The organism is Dactylosporangium aurantiacum (genome assembly GCF_000716715.1).
GTDB classification, from domain to species: domain Bacteria; phylum Actinomycetota; class Actinomycetes; order Mycobacteriales; family Micromonosporaceae; genus Dactylosporangium; species Dactylosporangium aurantiacum.
In genome coordinates, this window is the sequence record NZ_JNYJ01000043.1 from 217,877 (window position 1) to 242,152 (window position 24,276).

27 protein-coding genes are annotated in these 24,276 nt (G+C 72.7%); 15 read left to right on the plus strand and 12 right to left on the minus strand.

Annotated features, from left to right (window positions below; translation table 11 throughout):
• The first annotated feature begins 40 nt into the window (after positions 1 to 40).
• From OP18_RS38665 to OP18_RS38680, 4 genes are all read left to right on the plus strand, one after another.
• Positions 41 to 646 carry an SRPBCC family protein gene (locus OP18_RS38665; RefSeq protein ID WP_081971465.1) on the plus strand — a complete coding sequence of 202 codons (606 nt, stop codon included), beginning with the start codon at positions 41 to 43 and terminating at the stop codon, positions 644 to 646.
• Positions 647 to 792: 146 nt separating this feature from the next.
• Positions 793 to 1,167, plus strand: a complete 375-nt coding sequence (locus OP18_RS38670) for a response regulator transcription factor (RefSeq protein WP_033364105.1) — start codon at positions 793 to 795, stop codon at positions 1,165 to 1,167.
• A complete protein-coding gene (locus OP18_RS53655; RefSeq protein ID WP_052387964.1) occupies positions 1,164 to 2,267 on the plus strand; it encodes a HEAT repeat domain-containing protein in 1,104 nt (367 codons plus the stop codon). Before OP18_RS38670 ends, OP18_RS53655 begins: the two co-directional genes overlap by 4 nt.
• A complete protein-coding gene (locus OP18_RS38680) occupies positions 2,264 to 3,787 on the plus strand; it encodes a glycosyltransferase family 2 protein (RefSeq protein ID WP_063745706.1) in 1,524 nt (507 codons plus the stop codon). Before OP18_RS53655 ends, OP18_RS38680 begins: the two co-directional genes overlap by 4 nt.
• On the opposite strand, the gene OP18_RS38685 is transcribed toward OP18_RS38680, so the two are convergent.
• The 4 genes from OP18_RS38685 to OP18_RS53660 form a co-directional block, all read right to left on the minus strand.
• Positions 3,753 to 5,438 (minus strand): ATP-binding protein, encoded by a 1,686-nt coding sequence (locus OP18_RS38685; protein ID WP_033364106.1) that lies wholly within the window; start codon positions 5,436 to 5,438, stop codon positions 3,753 to 3,755. The two genes, OP18_RS38680 and OP18_RS38685, sit on opposite strands and share 35 nt — an antisense overlap.
• A gap of 91 nt (positions 5,439 to 5,529) precedes the next feature.
• The gene (locus tag OP18_RS38690; RefSeq protein ID WP_052387965.1) at positions 5,530 to 6,258 is read right to left on the minus strand and encodes a hypothetical protein; all 729 of its coding nucleotides are present in this window, start codon (positions 6,256 to 6,258) and stop codon (positions 5,530 to 5,532) included.
• A gap of 122 nt (positions 6,259 to 6,380) precedes the next feature.
• Positions 6,381 to 7,091 carry a response regulator transcription factor gene (locus OP18_RS38695; RefSeq protein ID WP_239135998.1) on the minus strand — a complete coding sequence of 237 codons (711 nt, stop codon included), beginning with the start codon at positions 7,089 to 7,091 and terminating at the stop codon, positions 6,381 to 6,383.
• Entirely contained in the window at positions 7,088 to 8,938 is a 1,851-nt protein-coding gene (locus OP18_RS53660) for a PAS domain-containing sensor histidine kinase (RefSeq protein WP_052387966.1), read from the minus strand. Before OP18_RS53660 ends, OP18_RS38695 begins: the two co-directional genes overlap by 4 nt.
• A gap of 128 nt (positions 8,939 to 9,066) precedes the next feature.
• Between OP18_RS53660 and OP18_RS38705 the strand changes: the two genes are divergently transcribed.
• From OP18_RS38705 to OP18_RS38725, 5 genes are all read left to right on the plus strand, one after another.
• On the plus strand, positions 9,067 to 9,831 hold the full coding sequence (locus OP18_RS38705) for a sensor histidine kinase (RefSeq protein WP_081971467.1): 765 nt from the start codon (positions 9,067 to 9,069) through the stop codon (positions 9,829 to 9,831).
• A gap of 36 nt (positions 9,832 to 9,867) precedes the next feature.
• Entirely contained in the window at positions 9,868 to 10,266 is a 399-nt protein-coding gene (locus OP18_RS38710) for a DUF3224 domain-containing protein (RefSeq protein ID WP_052387967.1), read from the plus strand.
• Positions 10,267 to 10,297: 31 nt separating this feature from the next.
• Positions 10,298 to 11,530 carry a sensor histidine kinase gene (locus OP18_RS38715; RefSeq protein ID WP_081971479.1) on the plus strand — a complete coding sequence of 411 codons (1,233 nt, stop codon included), beginning with the start codon at positions 10,298 to 10,300 and terminating at the stop codon, positions 11,528 to 11,530.
• Positions 11,531 to 11,727: 197 nt separating this feature from the next.
• Positions 11,728 to 12,363 (plus strand): response regulator transcription factor, encoded by a 636-nt coding sequence (locus tag OP18_RS38720; protein WP_033364108.1) that lies wholly within the window; start codon positions 11,728 to 11,730, stop codon positions 12,361 to 12,363.
• Between the two features lie 184 nt (positions 12,364 to 12,547).
• Complete coding sequence (locus OP18_RS38725; protein WP_033364109.1) at positions 12,548 to 13,093, plus strand: hypothetical protein; 546 nt, start codon at positions 12,548 to 12,550, stop codon at positions 13,091 to 13,093.
• A 23-nt stretch (positions 13,094 to 13,116) separates the two neighbouring features.
• Here OP18_RS38725 and OP18_RS59260 read toward each other — a convergent pair whose 3' ends face one another.
• Positions 13,117 to 13,266 carry a hypothetical protein gene (locus OP18_RS59260; protein WP_169788985.1) on the minus strand — a complete coding sequence of 50 codons (150 nt, stop codon included), beginning with the start codon at positions 13,264 to 13,266 and terminating at the stop codon, positions 13,117 to 13,119.
• Positions 13,267 to 13,484: 218 nt separating this feature from the next.
• Between OP18_RS59260 and OP18_RS38730 the strand changes: the two genes are divergently transcribed.
• From OP18_RS38730 to OP18_RS38750, 5 genes are all read left to right on the plus strand, one after another.
• The gene (locus tag OP18_RS38730; RefSeq protein WP_156090089.1) at positions 13,485 to 14,270 is read left to right on the plus strand and encodes a zinc metalloprotease; all 786 of its coding nucleotides are present in this window, start codon (positions 13,485 to 13,487) and stop codon (positions 14,268 to 14,270) included.
• A 114-nt stretch (positions 14,271 to 14,384) separates the two neighbouring features.
• Positions 14,385 to 15,275 (plus strand): sporangiospore maturation cell wall hydrolase GsmA, encoded by an 891-nt coding sequence (gene gsmA / locus OP18_RS53665; RefSeq protein ID WP_081971480.1) that lies wholly within the window; start codon positions 14,385 to 14,387, stop codon positions 15,273 to 15,275.
• 148 nt (positions 15,276 to 15,423) lie between these two features.
• Complete coding sequence (locus OP18_RS38740; protein ID WP_033364111.1) at positions 15,424 to 15,930, plus strand: SigE family RNA polymerase sigma factor; 507 nt, start codon at positions 15,424 to 15,426, stop codon at positions 15,928 to 15,930.
• On the plus strand, positions 15,927 to 17,021 hold the full coding sequence (locus OP18_RS38745) for a hypothetical protein (protein WP_033364112.1): 1,095 nt from the start codon (positions 15,927 to 15,929) through the stop codon (positions 17,019 to 17,021). The genes OP18_RS38740 and OP18_RS38745 overlap by 4 nt, the downstream gene beginning before the upstream one ends.
• 14 nt (positions 17,022 to 17,035) lie before the next feature.
• Positions 17,036 to 17,491, plus strand: a complete 456-nt coding sequence (locus tag OP18_RS38750) for a cupin domain-containing protein (protein WP_081971468.1) — start codon at positions 17,036 to 17,038, stop codon at positions 17,489 to 17,491.
• Positions 17,492 to 17,650: 159 nt separating this feature from the next.
• Here the strand turns inward: OP18_RS38750 and OP18_RS38755 are convergent, their stop codons facing one another.
• The 7 genes from OP18_RS38755 to flgN all read right to left on the minus strand — a co-directional run bounded on the left by OP18_RS38755 (position 17,651) and on the right by flgN (position 23,865).
• Positions 17,651 to 18,541 (minus strand): PAS domain-containing protein, encoded by an 891-nt coding sequence (locus OP18_RS38755; protein WP_033364113.1) that lies wholly within the window; start codon positions 18,539 to 18,541, stop codon positions 17,651 to 17,653.
• 44 nt (positions 18,542 to 18,585) lie between these two features.
• A complete protein-coding gene (locus tag OP18_RS38760; protein WP_033364114.1) occupies positions 18,586 to 20,187 on the minus strand; it encodes a methyl-accepting chemotaxis protein in 1,602 nt (533 codons plus the stop codon).
• 113 nt (positions 20,188 to 20,300) lie between these two features.
• Positions 20,301 to 20,546, minus strand: coding sequence for a carbon storage regulator CsrA (csrA, locus tag OP18_RS62090; RefSeq protein ID WP_033364115.1), 246 nt, complete (start codon positions 20,544 to 20,546; stop codon positions 20,301 to 20,303).
• 70 nt (positions 20,547 to 20,616) lie between these two features.
• On the minus strand, positions 20,617 to 21,021 hold the full coding sequence (gene fliW, locus OP18_RS38770; protein ID WP_245635668.1) for a flagellar assembly protein FliW: 405 nt from the start codon (positions 21,019 to 21,021) through the stop codon (positions 20,617 to 20,619).
• A gap of 46 nt (positions 21,022 to 21,067) precedes the next feature.
• The gene (flgL, locus tag OP18_RS38775; protein WP_033364117.1) at positions 21,068 to 21,958 is read right to left on the minus strand and encodes a flagellar hook-associated protein FlgL; all 891 of its coding nucleotides are present in this window, start codon (positions 21,956 to 21,958) and stop codon (positions 21,068 to 21,070) included.
• An 8-nt stretch (positions 21,959 to 21,966) separates the two neighbouring features.
• The gene (flgK, locus tag OP18_RS38780) at positions 21,967 to 23,364 is read right to left on the minus strand and encodes a flagellar hook-associated protein FlgK (protein ID WP_033364118.1); all 1,398 of its coding nucleotides are present in this window, start codon (positions 23,362 to 23,364) and stop codon (positions 21,967 to 21,969) included.
• Positions 23,365 to 23,865 carry a flagellar export chaperone FlgN gene (flgN, locus tag OP18_RS38785; RefSeq protein WP_245635669.1) on the minus strand — a complete coding sequence of 167 codons (501 nt, stop codon included), beginning with the start codon at positions 23,863 to 23,865 and terminating at the stop codon, positions 23,365 to 23,367.
• 216 nt (positions 23,866 to 24,081) lie between these two features.
• Between flgN and OP18_RS55980 the strand changes: the two genes are divergently transcribed.
• A partial coding sequence (locus OP18_RS55980) for a sigma factor (RefSeq protein ID WP_281179560.1) occupies positions 24,082 to 24,276 on the plus strand: 195 nt, incomplete at its 3' end.

Genomic DNA, 24,276 nt, shown 5'->3' on the forward strand with positions numbered 1-24,276 from the left:
TCGGTACCGTGTTGGGCATCCGAGAGCAAGGGGGGCCACCATGAGTACCGCACGTGAGTCCATCGAGGTGGCCGTCCCGGCCGGGGTCGCGTACGAGCAGCTCACCCACTTCGAGAACTACCCGCAGTTCATGTCCGGGGTGATGAGCATGGCCCCGATCGACGCCTCCACCGCGCACATGGTGATCGACCTCGGCGGCAACCGGGCGGAGTTCGACGCCAGGATCACCGAGAGCCGCCCCGGCGAGTTCCTGTGCTGGGAGGCGATGGACGGCCCGCAGGTCAGCGAGGCGCTGCGGCTGGAGCCGATGGCCGACGGCATGACGAGGGTGATCGCGGAGCTGCAGATCGACGCCCGTGAGCTGATGCCGGCCGAGCAGCACGCCGTCGAGGTGCTCAACCGGCGGCTGAAGGCGGACCTGAAGGGGTTCAAGCGCTTCTGCGAGGAGGCCGCGACGAGGACGGCCGCCAACCGGCCGGTGACGGCGACCCCCGCCACGATCGCCCGCGGCATCGCCTCGGCGTCCGGCACGATCCACGCCAGCAACGAGCGCCCGCCGCAGGGTCCGCCGGCCGCCGGCAACCTCGGGCCGCTGCAGCACACGCTGGACCGGGGCGCGGCACGGGGCAAGCAGACCCGCTTCTGAGACCCCCGCGCCTCCTGGACGCCGGCCGGTCGGCCGGCGTCCTGTTGGATCGGGCGATATCACCATCAAATGCCGCATATCATGAAGTCTGAAGGTCAACAGAAGCCAGGACCCGTGACCGGTCCGGAGCGCAGCGGAGGGCCGGCATGACCGCGATCCTGGTCGCCGACGACGACATGGACATCAGGGACCTCGTCGCCTTCAAGCTCGAACAGGCCGGCTACGACGTCGTCGCCGTGGACAACGGCCTGGCCGCGCTCACCGAGGCGACCAAGAACCCGCCGGACCTCGTGGTGCTCGACGTCATGATGCCCGGCATGTCCGGCATCGACGTGTGCCGCCAGCTGCGCCTGGACGCCGGCACCAAGGCGCTGCCGATCATCCTGCTCACCGCGCGCGCCCAGGAGGGTGACGTCGAGGTCGGCTTCGGCGCGGGCGCCGACGACTACATCGTCAAACCCTTCAGCCCCCGGGAGCTGGTGAGCCGCGTCGAGGCCGTGCTGGCGCGGATGCGCACGTGACGCTCGCCGGCGCCGCCGTCGTGGCGCTGGCGGTCCTGCTCGTCGCCGCCGTGGTCCTCGGCGGCCTCATCGTCGGCGGGCGGGCGGTGCGCCGCGCGCGCGAGACCCGCCGCGCGAAGCTCGCCCAGCCCGCCCGCCGGCTGCTCCTCGCGATCGCCGCCGGCGACGACGACCCCGAGCAGGTCGAGGCCCTCGTCCGGCTGCCCGACGAGGTCTGGCAGGCGGTGGAGCCCAACGCGATCGCCCTGCTGGGCAAGGTCCGCGGCGAGGCGCACACCACGCTCGTCGACGTGTTCGAGCGTCGCGGCGCCGCCTGGCGGGCCCGCAGCCAGCTGCGCCGCCGCGACCCGGTGGCCCGCGCGCAGGCCGCCGAGGTGCTCGGCAGCCTCGGCCGCAAGGACGCCCTGCTGCCGCTGTGCGACCTGCTGGCCGACCCCGACCCCGACGTCCGGGTCGTCGCCGCCCGCTCGCTCGGCCGGATCGGCGACGCCGGCGCCACCCAGCCGCTGCTGGCCACCCTCGCCAGCCGCCGCATGGTGCCCCAGCAGGTCGTCGCGACCGCGCTGACCCGGCTCGGCACCGCCGCGCAGGGCGCCCTGCTGGCCAGCCTCGACGATCCGCGGGTGCCGATCCGGGCGACCGCCGCCGAGGTCCTGGGTCTGATCGGTGCGGCGGGTGCCACGGTACGGGTGGAGAGCGCGCTGCGCGCGGACCCGTCGATCGACGTGCGCATCAGCGCCGCCCGCACGCTGGGCCGGCTCGGCACGCGGACCGCCCTGGCACCGCTGCTCGACGCGCTCGGGCCGGACCGGCCCGTGGTGCTGCGCGCGGAGGCCGCGAAGGCGCTCGGCGAGCTCGGCGCCGTCACCGCCGCGCCGGCGCTGACCGTGCTGCTGTCCGACGTCGAGTACGTGGTGGCCCACAACGCGGCCCGCTCGCTGCTGCGCCTCGGCGGGGCCGGCCGGGCCGCCCTCGCCGCGGCCGAGCACCGGGCCGAGGCGGCGCCCGACGACCCGCACGTCCTGCTCGCCGCGGCGCACGCCCGGGAGGCCCTGGCCGCGGCCGAGCTCGACGACCACCGCCGGCAACTCGTGCCATGATCGCCGACTGGGTCCGGCAGGTGCTGACCGTCACGGACGTGTGCATCCTGACCTACTTCCTGCTGATCAACTCCAGCTACCTGGTGCTGATCGTGCTGGCCTCGGCCGAGTTCGTGCACCACATGCGGCGGGTGCCGTTCGCCGGGCACGAGGAGACGTACCGCAGCCCGCTGACCCAGCCCGTGTCGGTGCTGGTCCCGGCGTACAACGAGGCGGCCGGGATCGTGCAGTCGGTGCAGGCGATGCTGGCGCTGCGGTACCCGGTGTTCGAGGTCATCGTCATCGACGACGGCTCCACCGACGACACGTTCGAGCGGCTGCGGGAGGAGTTCGGGCTGGTCGAGGTGCCGCGGGTGGTGCCGGACGCGACACCGACCCGCGGGCGCATCCAGTCGGTGCACGTGCCGCGGGAGCGCCCCGACCCGCTGGTCGTGGTGCGCAAGCAGAACGGCGGCAAGACCGACGCGGTCAACACGGGCATCAACGTCGCCCAGTACCCGCTGGTCTGCATGGTCGACGCGGACTCGGTGCTGGACCCGCAGGCGCTGCTGTCGGTGGCGAAGCCCTTCACCGACGACCCGCTGCGCACCGTCGCGTCCGGCGGGGTCATCCGGGTCGCGAACGGCTGCACCGTCGTGGCCGGCCGCATCGTCGACGTCCGGATGCCCCGCGGCTGGCTGCCGAGGGTGCAGGTGGTGGAGTACCTGCGGGCGTTCCTGCTCGGCCGCACCGGCTGGTCGCGCATCGGCGGGCTGCTCATCATCTCCGGCGCGTTCGGCATCTTCCGCCGGGACCTGCTGGTGGAGGTCGGCGGCCTGGACCACGACTGCATCGGCGAGGACGCCGAGCTGGTCGTGCGCCTGCACCGGCACCTGCGCCGGCAGCGGCGCGACTACCGCATCGTGTTCGTCGCCGAGCCCGTGTCCTGGAGCGAGGCGCCCAGCTCGCTGAAGGTGCTGAGCAAGCAGCGCCGCCGCTGGCACCGGGGCATCACCGAGATCCTCGGCAAGCACCGCTCGATGATCCTGAATCCGCGGTACGGCCGGATCGGGCTCGTCGCGATGCCCTACTACGTGCTGTTCGAGCTGCTCGCGCCGGTCGTCGAGCTGGCCGGGATCGTCCTGGTCCCGCTCGGGCTGTACGTGGGCGCGATCGACGCCGCGTTCGCCGTCGTGTTCGTCGGCGTCGCGTACGGCTACGCGCTGCTGCTCAACCTCATCGCGCTGACCGTGGAGGAGTACTCGTTCCACCGGTACCACCGCTGGACGGACCTGCTCGCCTCGGTGCTCGCCTCGCTGCTGGAGAACGTCGGCTACCGGCAGCTGACCGCGCTGTGGCGCACGATGGGCATGTGGGCCGCGATCCGCGGCGGCCGGCACGAATGGGGTCAGATGACCCGGACCGGTTTCCAGACCGTGCTGACCCCGGCGGCGCCACCGGCCGCACCCGGCCCGGCGCCGGACCACGCGCGGGGCCCGGCGCCGGTCACAGCCACAGAGGACGCTCGCGTGGAATCCTGACCGTGAACGTGGTGCCGGCACCGACGACGCTGTCCACGGCGACCTCGCCGCCGTGGCCCTCCACGATCGTCTTGGTGATCGCCAGCCCGAGGCCCGCACCCTGCACGGCCTCGCGGACCGCGAACGTGCCGCGGAAGAACCGGGTGAACAGCTGCCCCTGCTCGGCCGGGTCGATGCCCACGCCGGTGTCCCTGACCTTGATGACCACGTCGGCGCCGTCGAGCTTCGCGGTCAGCTCGATCAGCCCGCCGTCCGGGGTGAAGTTGACCGCGTTGACGAGCAGGTTGACCAGGGCGCGCCGCAGCTGCTCCGGGTCGGCGTCGATGGTGCCGAGCCGCGGTGCGATGGCGAGCTCCAGGCGGTGGTCGCGGCGGCTGGCCCGCGCCTCGACGGCGGCGTGCGCGGCCACCAGCACCTCGGTCAGGTCGGTGGTGACCAGCTCCAGGTCGAAGACGCCCGCCTCGACCTTGGAGATGGTGAGCAGGTCCTCGATGAGCGCCCGCAGCCGGTCGGAGTTGCGGCCGATGACCTGCAGCATCCGGGTCTGCGCCGGGTTGAGCTCGCCGGCGTCGCCGGAGGCGAGGACCTCGAGGTGGCCGATGACGTTGGTCAGCGGGGTGCGGAACTCGTGCGACACGGTGGCCACGAAGTCGCTCTTGGCCACGTCGAGCTCGCGCAGCCGGGACACCGCCTCGCGTTCGTGCTCGTAGGCGGCGCGCAGCGCGTCCTCGGTGCGTTTGCGGTCGGTGATGTCGTGCACGAAGGCGTTGAAGCTCCACCCCTGCATCGGGTCCGGCACCGCCCACACGGCGAGCTCGACGGGGAACTCGTAGCCGTTGGCGTGCCAGGCGGAGATCTCGATCCGGTTGTCCAGCACGCGTTTCTCGCCCGTGGTCAGGAAGCGCCCGATGCCGAGATGGTGGGCCTCGCGGAAGCGCGGCGGCACGATCGTGTCGGCCAGCCGGCGCCCGATGGCCTCCTCCTTCGACAGCCCGAACACCTTCTCCGCGGCGGCGTTCCAGCCGGTGATCATGCCGCCCTCGTCCATCGCGACGAACGCCTCGACGCAGCTGTCGAGGATGCGCTCCATCCGCTCGGCGCCGAAGCGCACCGCCTGCGTCGCGGCCATCCGGTCGGCGACCCGGCCGAGCTGGATGCCGACGTCGGCCATGATCTCCAACAGCCGCGCGTCCGGCGCGGCCGGCTCGCGCGTGAAGAACTCCAGCACCGCGGCGGTGACGCCGCGGGCGATGACCGGGAAGGCGATGGCGGCGCCGACCCCTTCGAGGGCGCCGGCGAGCCGGGCCCTGACGAAGTTGCGGTCCTCGGCGACGGCCGGGATCCACACGGGCCGGCCGGTCGTGGCCGCCTGCCCCACGACGCCGCCGCCGTAGGTGAACCGGAACCCGGTGCTGGCCGCCCGGAGGCCGGCGAAGGAGCCGGGCTCGACCTCGTACCAGATGTCGGTGGAGACGAAGACCCGGCGGTCGCGCGGGTCCGGCAGGCACAGGTGGCCGGCGTCCCAGCCGGTGGCGGCGCAGACCGCCTTGATCACGGGCAGCCCGGCGTCGGTGATGTCGTCGGCCTCGTTCGCGATCCGGGTCGCCTCCTGCAGCAGGGAGACCAGGACGAGTTCGCGATCCTTCGGCACATCTTCGATCGTAAAGTCGTCACCCGCCGCGATCAGCCCGTTTCGTGGGGATCGCGGCGGGTTTCGTGAGGTCGGCGCGGGTCGGGCCCGGTCAGGCCGTGGCGGGTGAGCGGTGCAGCGCCGCGGCGATCTCCCGCACGTACCGGTAGACGCCGACCTCGCCGGCGCGGACGCCGTCGCTGACCGCGACCAGCCGCACGCCGCCCTCGACGCACGCCTGGGCGAAGCGCAGCCCGGGCAGGCGGTGCCGCTCGCTGACCTCGACGACGGTGCCGTTGAGCCGGCAGGCCCCGACCAGCTCGGCGATCGCCGAGTCCGGCACCGCGGCCTCGTCGATGCCGGCCCGGGCGAGGAAGTCCAGGGGGCGGGCGAGGCGGGTCGGCGCGTACCGGGAGACCCGCTCCACGGCCAGCCCGGTCACGGTGACGACCTGGTCGATGACGTCCAGGGCGCGCATGGTGCCGTTGTCGATGAGGCCGCGCACGGCGTCGGGGCTGAGCAGGCCGGCGGGCAGCGGCAGGCGGTTCAGGCCGACCGAGATGACCTCCAGGCCGTTGAGGTCGGCCGGGAACGCCAGCCAGCCGTCGATGCCGATCGCCTCGACCTCGACGCCGCGGCGCAGCACGATGTCGGTGCGCTGCTGGGCGCGCTGGATGGACGACAGGTACGGCGACAGCCAGCTCGTGTCGGGTCCGACCCGGTCGGCGAACGTCACCTCGGTCAGCCCCGCCTGCTCGGCGCTGGCCACGAGGACGCTGACGCTGTCCCGGCCCGACGAGAACGCGGTGTGGACGTGGCCGTCGGCGGCAAGGTCGATCATGTGGGCTCTCTTCCCTGGGGCTGGCTGCTCTTTCCACTCATCAGGTTGCCGGGCCCGCGTCCCCTGCCCGGTCCCGCGCAGTTGCGCTTGGGTTGACGCCCGCGCCCGGTCCGGCGCCCGCTTCACTCACCGGCGCGGTCGAGCACCGGGCGGCGGTAGCGGTACCCGAACCCGCGCACCGACTCGATCGGCGAGGCGTCGGGGTCGGTCCAGCCGAGCTTGCGACGCAGCCGCAGCACCGCGAACTTGACCCGCTCCGGCCCGATGCCGGTCGGGTCGTCCCACGCCTGCGCCAGCAGCTGGTTGGGCGACAGCACCGCGCCGGCGTGCCGGACGAGCACGTTGAGCAGCCGGAACTCCGTCGGCGTCAGGCGCACCTCCTCGCCGGCGACGAACGTGCGCCGGGCGGCCGGGTCGATGCGCAGGACGCCGTCGTCGTACACCTCGTCGGCCCACGACGCCGGCCCGGCGCTGCGCCGCAGCAGCGCCTCCACCCTCGCCACCAGCTCGGCGTTGGTGAACGGCTTGGTGAGGTAGTCGTCGGCGCCGCCGCGCAGCCCGCGCACCTTGTCGGACTCCTGCCCGTGCGCGGTCAGCAGCAGCACCGGCACGTCACTGACGTCCCGCAGCCGCTCCAACACCTGCCAGCCGTCCATGCCGGGCAGGCCGATGTCGAGGATCACCAGCTCCGGACGCTCCGTGTAGGCGTCCCTGAGCCCCGTCCTGCCGTCCTTGGCGTGTGCGACCTGGTGCCCGGCCCGCGTCAGCAGCAGCCGCAGTGCCATGGCGATATCTGGATCGTCCTCGACGACGAGAAGCCGGCTCACGATCATCCCCCGTTTCGTGCTGGTCGCGAAGGCAACGACAGCGTGACCGTCGTGCCGACCCCTTCGGTGCTGGCGACGCTGATGCCGCCGCCGTGCAGTTCGACGATGGCCCGGCTCACCACGAGCCCGAGCCCGGTGCCGGGCATGACCTGCCGCCCGACCGCCGCGGCGACGTTGGAGCCGCGGAAGAATGCGCTGAAGAGCCTGGGCAGGTCCGCCGCCGGGATGCCGACCCCGGAGTCCGCCACGGCGACCGTCCAGCCGTCGCCGGCGGGCCCGGCCCGCACGGTGACCTGCCCGCCGCTCGGCGTGAACTTGACCGCGTTGCTGATCAGGTTGTCCACCACCTGGTGCAGCCGGGTGTCGTCGCAGACCAGCTCCGGCCCGTCGGTGCACTCGAGCACCAGCTCCAGCCCGGCCGCGAGCGCCGCCGGGGTCCGCTCCGCGACGGCGACCGCGAGCAGGTCGGGCAGGCGGGTCGGCATCGGCTTGAGCTGCAGGGTGCGGGCCTCCAGCCGGGACAGCAGCAGCAGGTCCTCGATGAGGCGCAGCAGCCGGTTGGCGTTGCGGTCGATCACGTCGAGATACGTGCGCTGGTCCTCGGACAGCTCGCCGGTGGTGGCGTCGCCGAGCAGGTGCGCGAACGCGACGACCGAGGACAGCGGGCCGCGCAGCTCGTGCGAGACGGTGGCGACGAACTCGTTGTTGAGCGCGGTCGCCTCGATCAGCGCCTGGTTGCGCTCCTCCAGGCCGCGGCTGCGCTCCTCCAGGCCGCGGCGGACCGCGACCCTGGCGGTGACGTCGCGGATGTGCACGAGCGTGCCGGAGTCCGACTCGCCGGGGCCGGCCACCGGCACCAGGTCGACCTCCAGGACCCGGCCGTCGGCGAACGGGAACTCCTCGCCGACGATCGCGGTGCGCAGGCCGAACGCCTCACGCAGCCGCTCCACCCGCGGCGAGCCGGGGCCGAGCCGGTCGATCACCCGGCCGATCACCGCGGCCCAGTCCAGGGGGTCGTCCTCGTGCTCGCCGGCGGGGCCGGCCATCCCGGTGTCCAGCAGCCGGTGCGCGGCGAGGTTGGCCAGCACGACCCGGCCGGCCTCGTCGAGCAGCAGCAGCCCGTCGCCCATCGTCTCCACGAGCCGGGCGAGGCGCTGCTGCTCCACGCGCGCGGTCCGCTCGGTCTCGCGCTGGCGGGTCACGTCGATGCCGAAGAAGGCGACCGCGCCGACGTCGGGGTCGTCGACAAAGCTGCGGGCGGCGACCTCGATGGTGCGCCACCGCCCGGTGGCGGTGCACAGCCGCAGGTCGACCGTGCCGGCCGGGTGCCGGCCGGCGCAGCAGGTGAGGAACATGGCGACGGCCGCGGGCCGGTCGTCGGGGTGGATCAGGTCGACGATGCGGTAGTCGCCGGGTCTGTGCCGGTCGTAGCCGAGGACCGCGGTGAACGAGTCGGACAGCGCGCTCCACCCGCGGGACGGGTCGACGGTCACGATCATCGCCCGGGCGCCGGTGGTGATCGCCCACGCGAGGGGAGAGCCGAGCATCGGCGGCGGCGGCACCGCCCGGCACGGCTGGGCCAGGGCGCGGTCGGCGGCGGCGGCGATCTCCGCGGCGGCGGCGAGCAGCTCGCTGCGCGCCGGCGCGGCGCTGAACTCGACGCGCAGCTCCTGTCCCCACTGCGCCGGCCCGACCGGCAGCCGCTCCAGCAGGTCCAGCTCGCCGACGACCGGGGTCAGCGCGGGGACGATCTCGGCGGAGCGCACCCCGGAGAAGCCCCGCAGCCGCGCGACGAGACGCTGCGCGTCCACCACGGTGGTCGCGTTCGCGGCACGGACCACCAGGTCGACCACGGCGCCCTCGATAAGGCCCGTGTCAACCAGACGGTCGGTCTCTCCACGCAAAGCTCTCCTCGGCCGGCAGGCGTCGCGACATCCGTCGCTTACCGTCGGTACACACATATACTACGCAATGTAATGACATGTCCTGTAACGTTTCCGCCAGGACCGAGGGGGTGCTCATCGCCGACGACACCGCCACAGCGACCACCGCACCGGCCGGCGCGCCGGCCGGGCGGGGCATGCACGAGCTGCGCACCGAGTTCATCCGGGTGGCCGCGCACGAGCTGCGCACCCCGCTGACGTCGATCATCACGTTCGCGAACATGCTCGACGCCGCCGACGACGTCCTCACGCTCGACCCGGGCGACCGGCACTCGGCCCTCACCGCGATCCGGCGCAACGCCGAGCGCATGCAGCTCACCGTCGCAGACCTGATGCTGCTGGCCGAGCTGGAGGCCGCCGAGGTGCCCCTCGACGCGGTCCGGGTCGACCTGCAGCCGCTGCTCGCCGAGGTCACCGGCGGGCTCGCGGTGGCGCTGCACGTACCGTCGGCGGCCCATCTCTTCGGCGACGAACCGCTGCTGCGCCAGTTGCTGCGCACCGCGGTCGACGTCGCGGGCGTGGTCAACGACGCCGACCGGCCGATCACCGTCGCCGCGTCCCGGAGCGCGGGGACCTGGACCGTCCAGGTCACCGCGACGGTCACCGGCCCGCTCAGCGCCGAGCGACTGCTGTCGATGCGCATCCCGCACCCCGAGCATCCGGGCGAGCACCGCACCGGCGCGCTGGCGCTCATGCTGGGCCGGGAGATCGCCGCCCGGCACGGCGGCGGCATGGTCACCGCGGTGCAGGAGCACCGGGTCACGGTGACCATCACGCTGCCGCACTCCACCCCGCATTCCTGACACAGGCTGTCAGGCGCCCGCGGCAGACTGCCGTACATGGGAAACAGGGCCGTCGCGCCGTTCGACATCGACAGCTGGGCCGAGGACGTGTACGACGAGCGCCCCGGCGCCCGCCTGTCGCGCACCAGGATCACCAAGACGTTCACCGGCGACTTCACCGGCACCAGCGAGGCCGAGACGCTGATGTGCCGCGCCGAGGTCGAAGGGTCCGCGGCGTACGTCGGGTTCGAGCGCTTCACCGGGACGCTGCAGGGCCGCACCGGCACGTTCGTGCTGCACCACACCGCGTCCGGATCCGGCGGCCGGCGCGGCGGTTCGTGGACGGTCGTGCCCGACACCGGCACCGGCGAGCTGACCGGCCTCAGCGGCGCCGGCGAGATCGTCGTCGCCGAGGACGGCGCGCACACCCTGGTGCTGGAGTACGAACTGGGCTGACCCGCAACTTGGCGCGCCTATGGTCGAGATCATGACGAGCACGACGACGCGCGCGTACCCGGTCCCAACCGACGAGCAGGAACGGCTGCGGTCCCTCGCCGACTACGGCGTCATCGGCGCTCCCCCGCTGCCGGACCTGCCGTCGGTCGTCGAGCTCGCCGCGTACGTGTGCGGCGTGCCGAACGCGGTCGTCAACCTCATCTCCGCGACCCAGCAGCACCAGCTGGCCGCCTACGGCTTCGAGGCCGGCGTCTGCGACCGCGGGGACTCCATGTGCGCGGTCAGCATCGTCGAGGCGGAGACCGTCGTCGTGCGTGACGCGACCCTCGACCCGCGCTTCGCACGCAACCCGTTCGTCACCGGCGAGATCGACGACGTGCGCTTCTACGCCTCCGCGCACCTGCGCGACCGCGACGGCCACGTGCTGGGCACACTGTGCGTCTTCGACCAGCGGCCGCACGACCTCACCCCGCAGCAGCGCGAGGGCCTCGACAAGCTGGCCCGGATGGTCATGGACGTGATGGACCTGCACCGGCACGGCCAGCTGCTGCAGGAGGCCCTCGACAAGGTGCGGCGCACCACCGTCGAGCTGCAGCGCTCCAACGCCTCCCTGCAGCACTTCGCCGGCCAGGTCAGCCACGACCTGAAGAACCCGCTCACCGGCGTGCTCGGCTTCGTGGCCATGCTCGCCGAGATCGACACGGTCGTCGCCGACCCCACCGCGAAACGCTGCATCGACCGGGCCCTGTCCTCCGCGACCCGGATGTGGCGCATGATCGAGGACGTCCTGTCACACGCGGCGCTCGGTGGACGCCCGTCCTTCGCCCCGGTCGACCTGGGCTCCCTCACGCAGCAGGTCGTCGACGACGTCAGCGCCGCGATCTCGGCCGCCCGGGCGACGGTGGACGTCGGCCCGCTGCCCGTCGCGCACGGCGACGCCACCCAGCTGCGCGTGCTCATCCAGAACCTGCTGAGCAACGCGCTCAAGTTCCGCCGCCGCGACCGCGACTGCCGGATCACCGTCACCGGCGAGGAGACCCCGGACGGCTGGACGATCGCGGTCGCCGACAACGGCATCGGCATCCCCGCCGAGGACCGGCCGCGCGTGCTGGAGATGTTCACCCGGCTGCGCGCCGACGTCGAGGGCTCCGGCATCGGCCTGGCCACCTGCCAGCGCATCGTGGAGGCGCACGGCGCCACCCTCGTCATCGACGAGACCCCGGGCGGCGGCACCACCGTGCGCGTCACGCTGCCGCGCCCCTGAGCGCTCCCCCGGTGAATCCACCGCAGGAGCGGACGTTGTCCACCGGTGTCCGATTGTCCTGCGGTGCAGCACGGTTGCCGACGAGGGCAGGTCCATTGCAGCACCTGGCGACCCGGCGGCGCGCCCTGCCACGCTTACCTGGCAATGATCCACGCCGTAAACGTGCAGGCCACGGCACACCTTCCCGAGGAGCCCAGATGACGATCCGACTGGTCGCCGTCGATGAACACGTCCTTCTCCGACTCGGCCTCAACCGTGTCGTGGCGACCGTGCCGGACATCACCCTGGTCGGCGAGGCCGGCAGCGCCGCCGAGGCGGAACGGGTCGTCGCCGAGACCCGCGCCGGCGTGGTCACCATCGACGCCTCCCTCGCCGACAGCGACGGCATCAGCCTCGCCCGCCGCCTCCGCGTCACCAACCCCGACCTCGGCGTCGTGCTGCTCAGCGCGGTCAGCGACGACAACCTGCTGTACCGCGCCCTCGACGCCGGCCTGTCCGCCTACGTCACCAAGGCCGCCCCCATCCCCGCCGTCCTCGCCGCGATCCGCCATGCCGCGGTCGCCCCGCACTCCTTCACCGCGCCCGGCCTGTCCTCCGCCCTGTCCCGCCGCCGCGGCCAGACCGGCCTGCTCAGCCAGCGCGAGCAGGAGGTCCTGTCCCTCATGCGCGACGGCCTGAGCCTGCCGACGATCGCCCAGCGCCTCGCTGTCTCCGAGGCCACCGTGAAGACGTACGTCTCCCGCCTGTACAGCAAGCTGCGGGTCAACAACCGCTCCCAGGCCCTGATGGCCGCCGTCAACCAGGGCCTGCTGGTCTCGGCGGACGCCGCCTGACCCTGATACCGAAGCGCGGACCGGCTCCCCCTTGCCGGTCCGCGCTTTTCGTCGTCCGGCGACGCCGAGCTGAGCCCAACGACGGTCGTGTACCTCACGGCGCGCGGGCAGGGCGTTGCGGCGGTTGGCGTGGTGGCCAATGATGGCTGCGGTGCCGTGACCGCCGCGCGGGGAGGACGTGCGAATGACGATCGCCCTGGAGACCGCCAGTCTGGTGGCCGGTCTTGCCGGTCTGTTGGCGGCGGTGTTCGCGCTCGTCCAGGCAGCCGCCGCCCGGAAGCAGTCGCGCTCGGCGCAGGACCAGGTGGAGCTGATGCGCCAGCAGCTGGTGCTGGCCGAGCGGCAGCTGGCCGTCCAGGTCGACTCGGCGCGGCTGAGCGTGCAGCAGGCCGAGGCGTACGCCGGGGCCGAGACGGCGATCGCCTGGCGGGACCAGGTGCTCGCGTTCCACGACCGGGGACTGACGCCGGGGCAGATCCGGTACGTCATGCACCTGGAGCACGGGGGCGCCGGGTACGAGGGCTGGCACGGCCGGATCGACGACATCGTGCGGGGGCTGCGGCCGGCCGGCGGCGCGGCGTCCACGGCCGCTCCGTCGTGCGACGAGATGCCGGACACCCGGGAAGGCTGCACCGGGCCGTGCCGGGCCACGGTCGAGGACAGCGGCGTCGCCCGGTTCCGGGACCTCGACACCGGGTCGCCGAACCAGGCGGCCGGTCAGCCCGCGTAGCCGGTCCCGCGGCCGCGCGGTGGCTACCAGGTGGTGACGTCGCCGCCGAGGAGGGTGATCGCGGCCACGGACGTGACGCCGACCAGGACGGCGGCGAGGCCGACGTCGAGGGTGGCGGCGCCGCGGTCGTCGCGCACGAGACGGGCGTGCAGCCTGGCGATCAGGTTGGTCATTCTCAACTCCTTCGAGGTGGCGTTCGGTACGTCCAGCATGACGGAACGTGACCGGCCGGCGCTGTCCCGTGGGGGTGCGGTGAGCGGGGGATGAACGCCTGACATGGGGTTGCCGCGCAGGTGTCGGAAGGCGGCAGAAGGGCATCCAGCGAGCCATGTCGGCACCTTGTTTGCGGAAAGTCACCCCTTCGGGGTGGCGCGCGGATCAGAATGGGTCTGTGCCAAAGATCGACACTGGTCTGGCAAAGCTGCTCGTGCTGGTCCTCGTGGCCGGTTCATTGACGGCCCCGGTGGCGTCGGTGAGCGTGTCACGCTCCGCTGTCGCGCGTGGCTGGTTGCCGGTCATCCCGGGTCCACCGGTCGGCGAGCCCGCGGGCGCCGCGGACAGCGGCGGGCGGTGCGCCGACCCGGCCGGGACGTGGCTCGGCATGCGCTGGCGCAACCAGCTGCGGTGGCGGGTCAACGAGCAGACGATCCCCGCGTACCTCGGCGACCGCGCGAGGGTCGTCCAGTCGCTGCGCAGCGCCGCGACCACGGTGGACACCGGGCGCAACGACTGCGGGCTGCCCGCGAACCTCGGCATCGACGAGTCGTACGCCGGCCGCACCGACCACCGTGCGGGCGTGACCGCGGCGGGCGGCTGCGGCGAGCGCGACGGACACAACGCCGTCTCGTTCGGGCGGCTGGAGCAGGGGCTGCTCGCCGTCACCTGCATCTGGTGGTTCGGCGGCAAGGAGAACGGCCGCAGCGTCGAGGCCGACATCCTCATCGACGACACCGAGGGGCTGTTCTTCACCACGACACCGGCGGACTGCGCGTCGCGGTGGGACCTGGAGGGCACCGTGACCCACGAGTTCGGGCACGCCTTCGGGCTCGGGCACGTGCCGTTCGCCGAGCACGGCACCCAGACGATGACCGACGGGCTCCCGGACTGCTCCACGGCGTACCGCGGACTCGGGCTCGGCGACTACCTGACGCTCAAGCAGCAGTACGGCACCAACTGACCCACTGCCCGCAGTGGACGGCCGCAACGCCCCGGCACCCGGCGGGGACCTGGCCGCGCTACCCGGACTGACGACCTTTGAGGGGACCACCCACCCCTCATGGGAGATCAGTTCATGTTGCGCAAACTCAGCACCTACCTCTTCGTGCCCGCGATGGCGCTGGCCGCGACGGCGACGACGCTCGTCGTGGCCGCCGCCCCGGCCGACGCGGCCGTCGTCTCCGTCCGTGTCAACGGCAGCCTTGCCGCCCGCAACGGCGCCGCCAACTGGTTCACACAGACCCGGAAGCTCAAGAACAAGCAGAAGGTCACGGTCACCTGCAAGGTCAGCGGCCAGTACCTGCGTGGCAACGTGCGCCGCACCGCCCAGTGGGACCGCCTCGCGCTCGGTGACTTCATCTCCCACGCGTACGTGTCCGGCAACCCGAAGCTGCCCACCTGCAAGGCCGACCCGCCCGCCCCGGCACCGGCGCCGACCGTGGTGGCCGCGCCCGTCTCGACCGTGCCGATGGGCCCGACCGGGAACATGACCAACGAGCAGTTCCTGGCCGCGTCCATCCCCGCCGCCCAGCAGAGCCAGCGCGATACCCGCGTGCCGACGTCGGTCACGCTCGCCCAGGCGATCCTCGAGTCCGGCTGGGGCCGCAGCTCGCTGTCCGCCAACGACCGCAACTTCTTCGGCATGAAGTGCTTCAACAACGCGCCCGGCTCGTACGCCGCTGGCTGCAGGTCGTACAGCACCCAGGAGTGCAACGCCGCGGGCGTGTGCAGCACGACGGTCGCGACGTTCCGCACGTACGCCACCGCCACCGCCTCCTTCACCGACCACGGCATGGCGCTGAAGAACCTGAGCCGTTACGCGGCCGCCTTCAACTACACGAACAACCCGAACCAGTTCGTCGCCGAGGTGCACAAGGGCGGCTACGCCACCGACCCGCTGTACACCACGAAGCTGGTCAACCTGATGACGAAGTACAACCTGTACCAGTACGACCTCGCCGTGTAGGTCGTCCTCCCCGCTGCGGCGGCGGTCATGTCCGGTTCACCCCGGGCGTGGCCGCCGCCGTTTTTCGCTTCCGTGCGCTGTCATCAAAGCGCCGGGTCGGATGCGTGTTAGGGCTGACCCGTTGGACGCATCCGGAAGGCGCGATGACGTGACGTTCGAAGAGTTCGTGGCGGCCCGGCTCGGGGTCCTGGTGCGCTACGCGACGGTGGTGACCTGTGACGCGGACCTGGCCCAGGACATCACCCAGGACGTGCTGATCAAGGCGGGGGCGCGCTGGTCGCGGATCGGGCGGCTCGACGCGCCGGAGCTGTACCTCAAGCGCATGGTGGTCAACGAGTTCCTGTCCTGGCGGCGGCGCCGGGCGGCGCAGCTCATCCCGCTGGCCCGCGAGTCGCTGGACACCATGACGGCGCCGGCGCCGGACCCCAGCGGGCCGCGGGACGAACGCGACGCGATGCTGCGGCTCATCGCCGCGCTGACGCCCCGGCAGCGGGCGGTCGTCGCGTTGCGCTTCTACGAGGACATGTCCATCGACCAGATCGCCGACCTCATGGGCTGCCGGCCGGTCACGGTCCGCACCTACCTAGCCCGCGCGCTGGCGACGCTGCGCGAGGCGTTTCCGGCCGCTCGAGTCATGACAGGAGACCAGGCATGACCACCCCCATCGAGGACCTGATCCGGGCGGCCCAGCAGCGCCAGGCGGAGCGGGCGCACCGGCCCGACCGGCTGCTGTCCGAGCTGCCGGCGCGGGCCGCCCGCCGGACCCGCCGACGCAGGTACCAGACGCTCGCGACGGTCGCCGCGGCCGCCGCCGTCGCCGCGGTCCTGACGGTGCCGGCGCTCGGCCTGCGCGACGCCCCGGACGGCGCAGCGTCGCAGCCGGCGGCGCAGCCGCCCTCGGCCGCCCCGGCCGGCACCGAAGGGACCCCGACGTTCCCGCCGGTCGCGCTGCGGTACCGCCCCACCTGGCTGCCGGCCGGCCTCACCGAACGGATCCGCGTCGCACAGCCCGTGGCGAACGGGAACGGCTCGCCGGCCAGCGTGCTGCGCGTCTGGACCGACCAGCCGGTCGGCACCGACGGCGCCGGGGCGCGCCGCACGCTCCTCCTGAGCATGCGGCAGGCCAGCGGCGCCGACGACCCGCTGGCCAACACCGGCGTCCCGGTCGACATCAACGGCACGGTGGGCTACTACCACGCCGGCGACAAGCCGTACGTGGAATGGCGGGCCGGCGCCGACACGGTCGTGTCGGTGACCCAGCGCGAGCTGAACCTGTCCGAGCAGGACATGCTGCGGATCGCCCGGTCGGTGCAGTCCGACGTGACCCCGCTGCGGGTGCCGCTGCGGGTGGACTGGCTGCCCGACGGCATGCGCGTCATCAACGGGGAGGTCAGCGGTGACTCGCCGGCCTCGTGGATGGCCAGGCTCAACGCCGGGCGGCCACGCAACCCGGACGGCACCGCCACCAGCCAGCAGAGCGTCACCGTGTACCTGAGCCCGACGACCACGGCACCGGCCGGCGGGCGGAGCCTGACCGTCAACGGGCACCCGGCGCGGCTCGTGGCCCGCACCGACCGGCCGCTGGACATGCGGTACCTCGTCGTCGACCTCGGCGACGGCCGGAAGCTCACGGTGCTCGGCACGGCGCTGCCGGCCGACCCGATGACCGACGACGACCTGATCCGGATCGGTGAGCACGCCGCGCCGGCCGGCCCCGCCGACGTCGCGTGGATCGCCGACCGATGACCGAGAGGCCTGGCATGGATGTGGTACGCGCACACGGCAAACACCGGCCGGCGCCCCGGGACAGGTACACCGGCGGCGTCTGGATCGGCACCGAATCCGTCCTCACCGAACCGTCCCACCTGCGGACCTACAGCGCGCAATTCAGCCCGGGCGCCCGGACGGCCTGGCACCGCGACCCGCACGGCCGGGTGCTGCACGTGCTGTACGGTGCGGGCCGCGTGCAGCGCCGCGGCGGCCCGGTCCTCGAGGTCGGCGCCGGGGACACGGTGGTCGTCCACGCCGGCGAGTGGCACTGGCACGGCGCGGCGCCGAACTCGTGCTTCGCGGTGCTGTCGACGGGCGGGACCGGCGGCGACGGCACCGAATGGGCGGCGCACGTGAGTGACGCCGAGTTCCTGCGGCCGGCGCTGCCCGCCTCGACGCCGGCCCCGGACCCGAACCGGACCCCGTGGCGCGAGCCGAGCTGGTGACGCGCCCGGTGCGCTGTCCCCGGACCTCGGGCCGCGGCCCGCGGGGTCAGCGCACCGGCAGCCGGGCGGGCCGGTGCGGCGGCAGCAGGCGCGCCGCGGCGAGGGCCTCCGGGGCGCCGGAGACGACGGCGCGCAGCCGCACCGGGCGGACGTTGACCTTCACCGGGCCGGCCTCGAAGCGCGGAGGCGGTCGGCGGCGGCCCGTTCGCGGTCCAGGGTGGCGGCACCGACGACCTCGGCGGCGCGGTAGCCCAGGAGGCGTTCGGCGCCGGCGTTGAAGACGGTGACGGTGCCGCGCCGGTCGGTGCCGATGATGCACTGCTCGGTGGCGGCGGCCAGGACGTCGGCGAAGAGCCGCTCGGTGTGACGTTGCGCGGTGACGTCGAGGCCGGTGCCGATGACGTGGGTGAGCCGGCCGTGCTCGTCGGTGAGGGCGGTGTTGCTCCACACGATGCGCTGGCGGGCGCCGTCGGCGGCGATCCAGTCGTTCTCGAAGGTGTTGGGGAACGCGTCGGCGGTGAGGCGGGCGAAGGCGTCGTCGGTGCCGCCGTTGTCGTCGGCGGACAGTCCGGCGCTCCAGAACGGGTGGCCGACGACCTCCTCGGCGGTGTAGCCAGTGAGTTCCTCGCGGCGGCGGTTGGAGGCGGTGATGCGGCCGTCGGTGTCCAGGACGATGACGAGAAAGCCGGCGCTGTCCAGGACGGCGCGGCTGAAGTCGCGTTCGCGGCCGGCCTCGCTGGTGCGGGCGGCCAGCTCGGCGGCGCCGGCGCGGTTGCGGCGTACCGAGCTCTGCGCCGCGGTGGCCACGAGGGCGCCGGGGGCGAACATGAGCGCCCCGCGGCGCCACTCGTGCTCCAGCACCGAAGGGTCGCGCAGCAGCGGGGCGGCGAAGACCGCGGCCAGGGCGGCGACGCCGATCGCGGTGGCGGTGCGGCTCGGCGGGAACAGCGCCATGCCGAAGGCGAGGACCGTCACGGCGAGGAACGGCGTGATCCGCTGCCAGCGGTCCGGGGCGCTCAGCGTCCGCTGTGCGGCGTCGCTGTACTGCATGTCCAAGTCTCGGGCGCGGCAGACGGTGACGTCTGCTGATTCGGTCAGAAACGGAAGCGGGCCACCAGGGCGTTCATGTCCTCGGCCATGGCGGCCAGCTGGCGGGCCGCGGTCAGCGACGTGCCGGCCTCCGCGGTGTTGCGGCCGGCCACGTCGGCGACGTCGGCGATGGTGGCGGCGATCTCGCCGGTACGGGCGGCGACGTCGCTGACGGTGCGGCTGCTCTCCTGCGTCGAGGCGGTCTGCTCCTCCACGGCGCTGGCGATGGTGACCTGGAAGTCGTTGATGCGGGCGATGATCGAGCCGATCTCGCTGATCGCCTCGATCGCCCGGTCGGCGTCGGCCTGGATCTGCTCGACGCGGTGGCTGATGTCGTCGGTGGCGCGGGCGGTCTCCTGGGCCAGCTCCTTGACCTCGCCGGCGACGACCGCGAAGCCCTTGCCCGCGTCGCCGGCGCGGGCGGCCTCGATGGTGGCGTTGAGGGCGAGGAGGTTGGTCTGTTCGGCGATCGAGGTGATCACCTTGACCACGTTGCCGATCTCGACCGACGAGGCGCCCAGCCGGGACATCATCGCGTTGGTCTGGTCGGCCATGGTGACCGCGTCGCCGGCGACGCGCAGGGCGTCGTTGGCGTTGCGGGAGATCTCGGCGATGGAGCCGCCCATCTCCTCGCTCGCCGACGCCAGCGTGTCGACGTTCTGGGAGACCTCGCCGGCGGCGTGGTTGGCCGCGCCGGCCCGGCCGCTGGCCTGCTCGGCGGCGGAGACGATGCGCTGCGAGGCGCCGGACAGCTCCTCGGCGGAGGTGGCGACCGTGCGCGCCGAGGTGGACAGCGCCTGCACGGTGCCGCGGACGCTGCCGATGGCGCGGTTGAGGTCGCGCGCCATCCGGCCGACCTCGTCGGTGGAGTCGACCTTCGAGGTCTGCGACAGGTCGCCCTCGGCCATGCCGTTGAGCACGACGGAGACGTCGCGCAGCGGCACGATGATGCCGCGGGTGACGAGCCAGCTGATCGCCGCGGTGAGCAGCATGCCCAGCGCCCCGGCCGTGGACAGGGTGAGCAGGGCCCTGTCGCGTTCGTCGCCGACGGAGCGGGACGCCGCGGCGGCGACCTGTTCCAGGGCGTCGCCGACCGCCGGTAGCTGCTCCTCGACCTGTGAGAAGGCGGTCTGGAAATCGGCGTACGCGGCCGGATCCCGCTGGCCGCCGATCGCGGCCCGCACGGTGCGCCGGGCGAGGTCGAGGTAGGAGGTGATGGCCGGGGCGACGGCCCGCGCGGCGGCGCGCACGGCGGGGTGCATGCCCGGGGCGGTGAAGGTGGTGACGGCGCCGCCGAGGATCGCGCTGTGCTCGTCGAGGTCTGCGGTGACCCCGGTGGCCTCCGTGGCGACGCCGGTGCCGCGGGAGACCGCGAGGAGCATCCGCAGGACATCGCCACGGATGGCGTCGTGGGCCATGTCGGCCTCGAGGGTCTGCCGGGTCAGCTGGCCGACCCGCTCCAGCTGGCGGGCCCGGACCTCGCTGTCGGACAGGGCGCGGACGCCGACGACGAGCAGCGAGACGACGGTGAGCAGCGAGACGATGAAGACCGCGCCCAGTTTGACGACGATCGGCCGGTTGCGTACCCATCCGCGCAGCGCGCCCATGGACGTGCCCTTCTCGAGGCGTTACTCACCCGGCCTATCGGCATCGGCGGAGACGTCCTGAGAAGTCGGCTTTCTACGGTTTCCTGCGGCTCGACGTCGTGCTGGTCGACGTCCTACTGCTGCTGCTCGACGTCGGCGCGGAGCATGCGGCTGAGGGCCCGCACGGCGACGTCGCTGGGCGACGCGGCCTCGCGGTTGACCTTCTGCAGCTCGCGGTAGACCTCTTCGCGGTGGACCTGGATGCTGCGCGGCGCCTTGATGCCCAGCCGCACCACGTCGCCGCGCACGTCGAGCACGGTGACGACGACGTCGTCACCGACCATCACGCTTTCCCCGGGACGTCGGGTCAGGACGAGCACAAGCCGCTCCTTCGCTGGGCGATACGCGAACAGTACCCGATATGCCGGTTCCGCAGGCCGAGAACCCCGATCAGGCGACGACGAGCTTCTGGCGCACCGAAAGCCCGCTGCGGCTGAGGATCAGCTGCACGGCACGGCGGCTGCGCTGGTCGAGCACGATCGGTGCCATCAGGTTGACGGTGGCGTCCTGCACGCCGTCGCCGGCGGTGACGACGAGCAGGACGAGCAGGTCGGACGCGTCGCTGGCACCGAGCGCGGCGAGCGCGTCGTCGTCGATCTCCGGCGCGTAGTCGGGGAAGAACTGCGCCGGCGGCACCACCAGGAACCGCAGGCCGGCCGAGTCGACGGAGGTGAGCGCGTACAGCATGCCGGTGTCCTCGAGGCGCACGAGGACGAACCGCCGGTCGTCCGGGAAGCCCGGCATCGGCGCCACGAAGTCGATCACCGGCAGCGTGGTGGTCTCTGGGTGTCCCACGGTAGCGACGCTCATGGATTCCTCACGTGTGTGCGTGCAGCGCGGCCTACCGCAGGAAGTCCACCAGCGACGGCTGGATCACCTTCGCGGTGGCGGCGAGCGCGGCCTGGTAGGCGGTCTGCTGCAGGGCGAGTTCGGTGATCGTCTTCGGCAGGTCGATGTCCTCGACATCGGACAGCTGCGCCCGCAGATCGAGCACCCTGTTCTGGGCAGTTTGCTGCATTTCGGACACTTGATTGTATCGGGAACCGACCCCCGACAGCCCCGCCTGGATGCGTTTCTGCGCCGTGTCGACCTCGGCGAGGTCGGCCTGCAGCCCGGCGGGGTTGGTCCGCAGGTCGCTGGCGATCTTGCCGAGCAGGTTGAACACGTTGCCGGGCTCGGGCCCGAAGACCGCCTCGGCGCTGGTGTCGACCCGCACGGTGGCGTTGCCGCTGATCGAACGGTTGATCTTGCCGTCGTCGCCCTGGTACACGCCGTTCTTGTCGTACGCGACGGCGCCCGAGGTGGTGCCGCCGAAGACCGGCCGGTCCAGGTACGTGGTGTTCGCCAGGTTGAGCATTGACTCGCGCAGGTTGTCGACCTCCAGCGCGATCGCCTCCCGTGCCTCGGCGCTGCCGGCCGAGCCGCTCGACAGGCCGGACAGCACCAGCTCGCGGGCCCGGTTCATCTGGGTCGAGGCGCTGGTCAGCGCGGTGTCGGCCATGCTCAGCCAGCCGATGCCGTCGTCGGCGTTGCGGGAGTACTGGTTCAGCGTCGCCACGTCGGCACGGTGCTGCATGGCGATCACCGCGCCGCCGGGCGAGTCCGACGCCTTGGTCAGCAGCTTGCCGCTGGACAGCTGCTCCTGCAGCTGCTGGTTGCGGGCGAGGTTCACCTGCAGGTTCGCCAGCGTGTTGCTGGCCATGGAGCGTTCCGTGACGCGGAAGCCGGGCATCCGTTCCCCTACCGTTTCATGTTGATCAGTGAGTCCAGCGTGGTGTCGATCACCGAGATGACCTTCGCCGCGGCCTCGTACGCCCGCTGGAACTGCAGCATGTTGGTCATCTCCTCATCCAGGCTGACCCCGGACTCGGCCTGCTCGGCGGCGCTCACGTCGTCGGAGATGACCTGCTGGGCGTCGGCGCGCCGGTTGACCGTCTGCGCCGCGACGCCGATGTCGACCACGAAGTTGCGGTACGTGACGTCCGCGCCGTTCGGGTCCTTCGCGAGGTTCGCCATCGCGATCGCGTTGTCCCCCTGGAACGGGTTGGTGGCCGTGCTGGACGCGGCGACCTTCGACGGGTCGTTGATCGCCACGCCGATGTCCCGGGCGTCCGTGCCCGAGAAGAAGTCGCCGCCGCGCACCGGTGTCGGCGTCGTGGCCGGCGGCACGACGGTGATGTCCCAGCCCTGGGCGTGCTGGGCGTTGACCGTCGTGATGAGCAGGCCGGCCACCGTGTCCAGGCCCTTCACCGCGTCCGGGACGGTCTTGTTCAGCGCCTCCAGGCGCGAGGCGATCCGGCCCGTGGTGATGGCGGCGACGGGACCGCCGACGAACTGCACCTGCGGCGGCGCGACCGTGCGGCCGTCCACGGTGGTGGAGCCGACCGCCTCGAGCTGCCGCACCGTGTCGCCCTGCACGATGACGGCGCCGGCGAGCAGCACGTCGGTGGTGCCGTCCTCCTTCTGCCGGGCGGTCGCGCCGGTCAGCTCCGACAGCCGCAGCACCAGCTGGTCGCGCTTGTCGGACAGCTCGTTGGTCGGCATGTCGGCGACCTTGGCCAGGGCGATGCGGGCGTTGAGGTCGGCGATCCCGGCGGTCGTCTGGTTGACCACGTCGATGTCGGCGTCGAGCTGCTCGCGGGTCGCGGCGTACAGGTCGCCGAGGTTGGCCCGGGTGGTGCGCATCGTCCCGGCCACCGTGTTGGCGCGCGCCAGCAGCTGGGTGCGGGCCGAGGCGTCGCCGGGCCGGTTCGCCACGTCGGACCAGGCGTTCCAGTAGTCGGACAGCTGCGACTGCAGGCCGGTGTCGCTGGGTTCGCCGAGCGCCTGCTCGATGTTGCCGTACACGACCTTCTGCGCCTGCAGGTACTCGTTGAGCCCGTGCTCGGCCCGGGTGCGGTTGGTCATGAACTCGTTGTGCAGCCGGGTCACGCCGGTGATCCTGACGCCGTCGCCGACGCCGCTGCTGAGCGAGTACCGGGCCGGCTCGGTGACGTTCTCGACGGGCGACAGCTCGACGCGCTGCCGTGAGTAGCCCTCGGTGTTGACGTTGGCGATGTTCTGGCCGGTGATGTCCAGCGCCCGGCGCTGCGCGTACAGCGCTGACAGCGCGGAGTTCAGGCCGGAGAAGGTGCTCATCTACATCGCCTCGTCAATCAGCCGGGTGCGGGGAGCCGACCCGACGGTCTGCCCCCGCCGCCCGTAGGTCTCCACGGATCCGGCGACGGCCAGCATCGTCTCGCGGGCGGCCCGCGCGCCGGTGGTGAGAATGTCGCGGTTGGCCTCGGCGAGCGCGCTGACCTCGGCGGTCAGCGTCAGGAACGCCATACGGTGCTGGTTGAGCAGGTCCGACCACGGCGCCGGGGACGCCTCGGCGAGCTGGGTGAGGCTCGGGTTGGGGCCCAGCCCGAGGGAGGCGCCGATCGCCTCGACCTCGGCCGCGCGCACGACCTCGGTGCGCCGGATCTCCTCCAGCACGACCTCGACCTCGCGGGTGGCGTGCGCGAGCCAGCGGGTGCGCCCGCCGGCCAGCACGAGCTGCTCCTCCTCGAGCTTGAACAGCAGCAGCTCCAGCATCTCCCGCTCGCGCCACAGGATGCTCGCGAGATCCGCCAGCCCCATGCGTGTGCCGCCCTTCACCACGTCCTCGTCGGTTCACCCACATAGGTCGGCAGGTCGATACGGGCCTTGAGTACAACCTCCCCGCAACTTTGCGTCACCGCTGCCTGCACCCACGGCTGCCGAGTCTGGTGATCGACCAACTCCTGCCACGAAGAGGTTGCCGTGACCGTCACCACCGAAGCCCAGCCCGACGCCCGGCGCGAGACCCGCGGGCAGACCCCGGCCGCGACCGCACTGACCCCCGCCGAGCTGGACGCCGCCGTCCGCGCGCACCTGCCGCTCGTCGGCCACCTGGTCCGCGAGATGCTCGGCCGGCTGCCCTCCCACGTGTCCCGCGAAGACCTCGTCTCCGCCGGCATGGCCGCCCTCGCCCACGCCGCCAAAGGCTTCGACCCCAGCCGGGGCATCCCCTTCGGCAGCTTCGCCACC

Bases quoted from the DNA above. Each gene is read 5' to 3' on its own strand.
- OP18_RS38665 (WP_081971465.1), top strand. From the start codon at position 41: ATGAGTACCGCACGTGAGTCCATCGAGGTGGCCGTCCCGGCCGGGGTC.
- OP18_RS38670 (WP_033364105.1), top strand. From the start codon at position 793: ATGACCGCGATCCTGGTCGCCGACGACGACATGGACATCAGGGACCTC.
- OP18_RS38680 (WP_063745706.1), top strand. From the start codon at position 2,264: ATGATCGCCGACTGGGTCCGGCAGGTGCTGACCGTCACGGACGTGTGC.
- OP18_RS38690 (WP_052387965.1), bottom strand. From the start codon at position 6,258: ATGATCGACCTTGCCGCCGACGGCCACGTCCACACCGCGTTCTCGTCG.
- OP18_RS38695 (WP_239135998.1), bottom strand. From the start codon at position 7,091: ATGATCGTGAGCCGGCTTCTCGTCGTCGAGGACGATCCAGATATCGCC.
- OP18_RS38705 (WP_081971467.1), top strand. From the start codon at position 9,067: ATGTCCTGTAACGTTTCCGCCAGGACCGAGGGGGTGCTCATCGCCGAC.
- OP18_RS38710 (WP_052387967.1), top strand. From the start codon at position 9,868: ATGGGAAACAGGGCCGTCGCGCCGTTCGACATCGACAGCTGGGCCGAG.
- OP18_RS38715 (WP_081971479.1), top strand. From the start codon at position 10,298: ATGACGAGCACGACGACGCGCGCGTACCCGGTCCCAACCGACGAGCAG.
- OP18_RS38720 (WP_033364108.1), top strand. From the start codon at position 11,728: ATGACGATCCGACTGGTCGCCGTCGATGAACACGTCCTTCTCCGACTC.
- OP18_RS38725 (WP_033364109.1), top strand. From the start codon at position 12,548: ATGACGATCGCCCTGGAGACCGCCAGTCTGGTGGCCGGTCTTGCCGGT.
- OP18_RS59260 (WP_169788985.1), bottom strand. From the start codon at position 13,266: ATGACCAACCTGATCGCCAGGCTGCACGCCCGTCTCGTGCGCGACGAC.
- gsmA (WP_081971480.1), top strand. From the start codon at position 14,385: ATGTTGCGCAAACTCAGCACCTACCTCTTCGTGCCCGCGATGGCGCTG.
- OP18_RS38745 (WP_033364112.1), top strand. From the start codon at position 15,927: ATGACCACCCCCATCGAGGACCTGATCCGGGCGGCCCAGCAGCGCCAG.
- OP18_RS38750 (WP_081971468.1), top strand. From the start codon at position 17,036: ATGGATGTGGTACGCGCACACGGCAAACACCGGCCGGCGCCCCGGGAC.
- OP18_RS38755 (WP_033364113.1), bottom strand. From the start codon at position 18,541: ATGCAGTACAGCGACGCCGCACAGCGGACGCTGAGCGCCCCGGACCGC.
- OP18_RS38760 (WP_033364114.1), bottom strand. From the start codon at position 20,187: ATGGGCGCGCTGCGCGGATGGGTACGCAACCGGCCGATCGTCGTCAAA.
- flgL (WP_033364117.1), bottom strand. From the start codon at position 21,958: ATGCCCGGCTTCCGCGTCACGGAACGCTCCATGGCCAGCAACACGCTG.
- flgK (WP_033364118.1), bottom strand. From the start codon at position 23,364: ATGAGCACCTTCTCCGGCCTGAACTCCGCGCTGTCAGCGCTGTACGCG.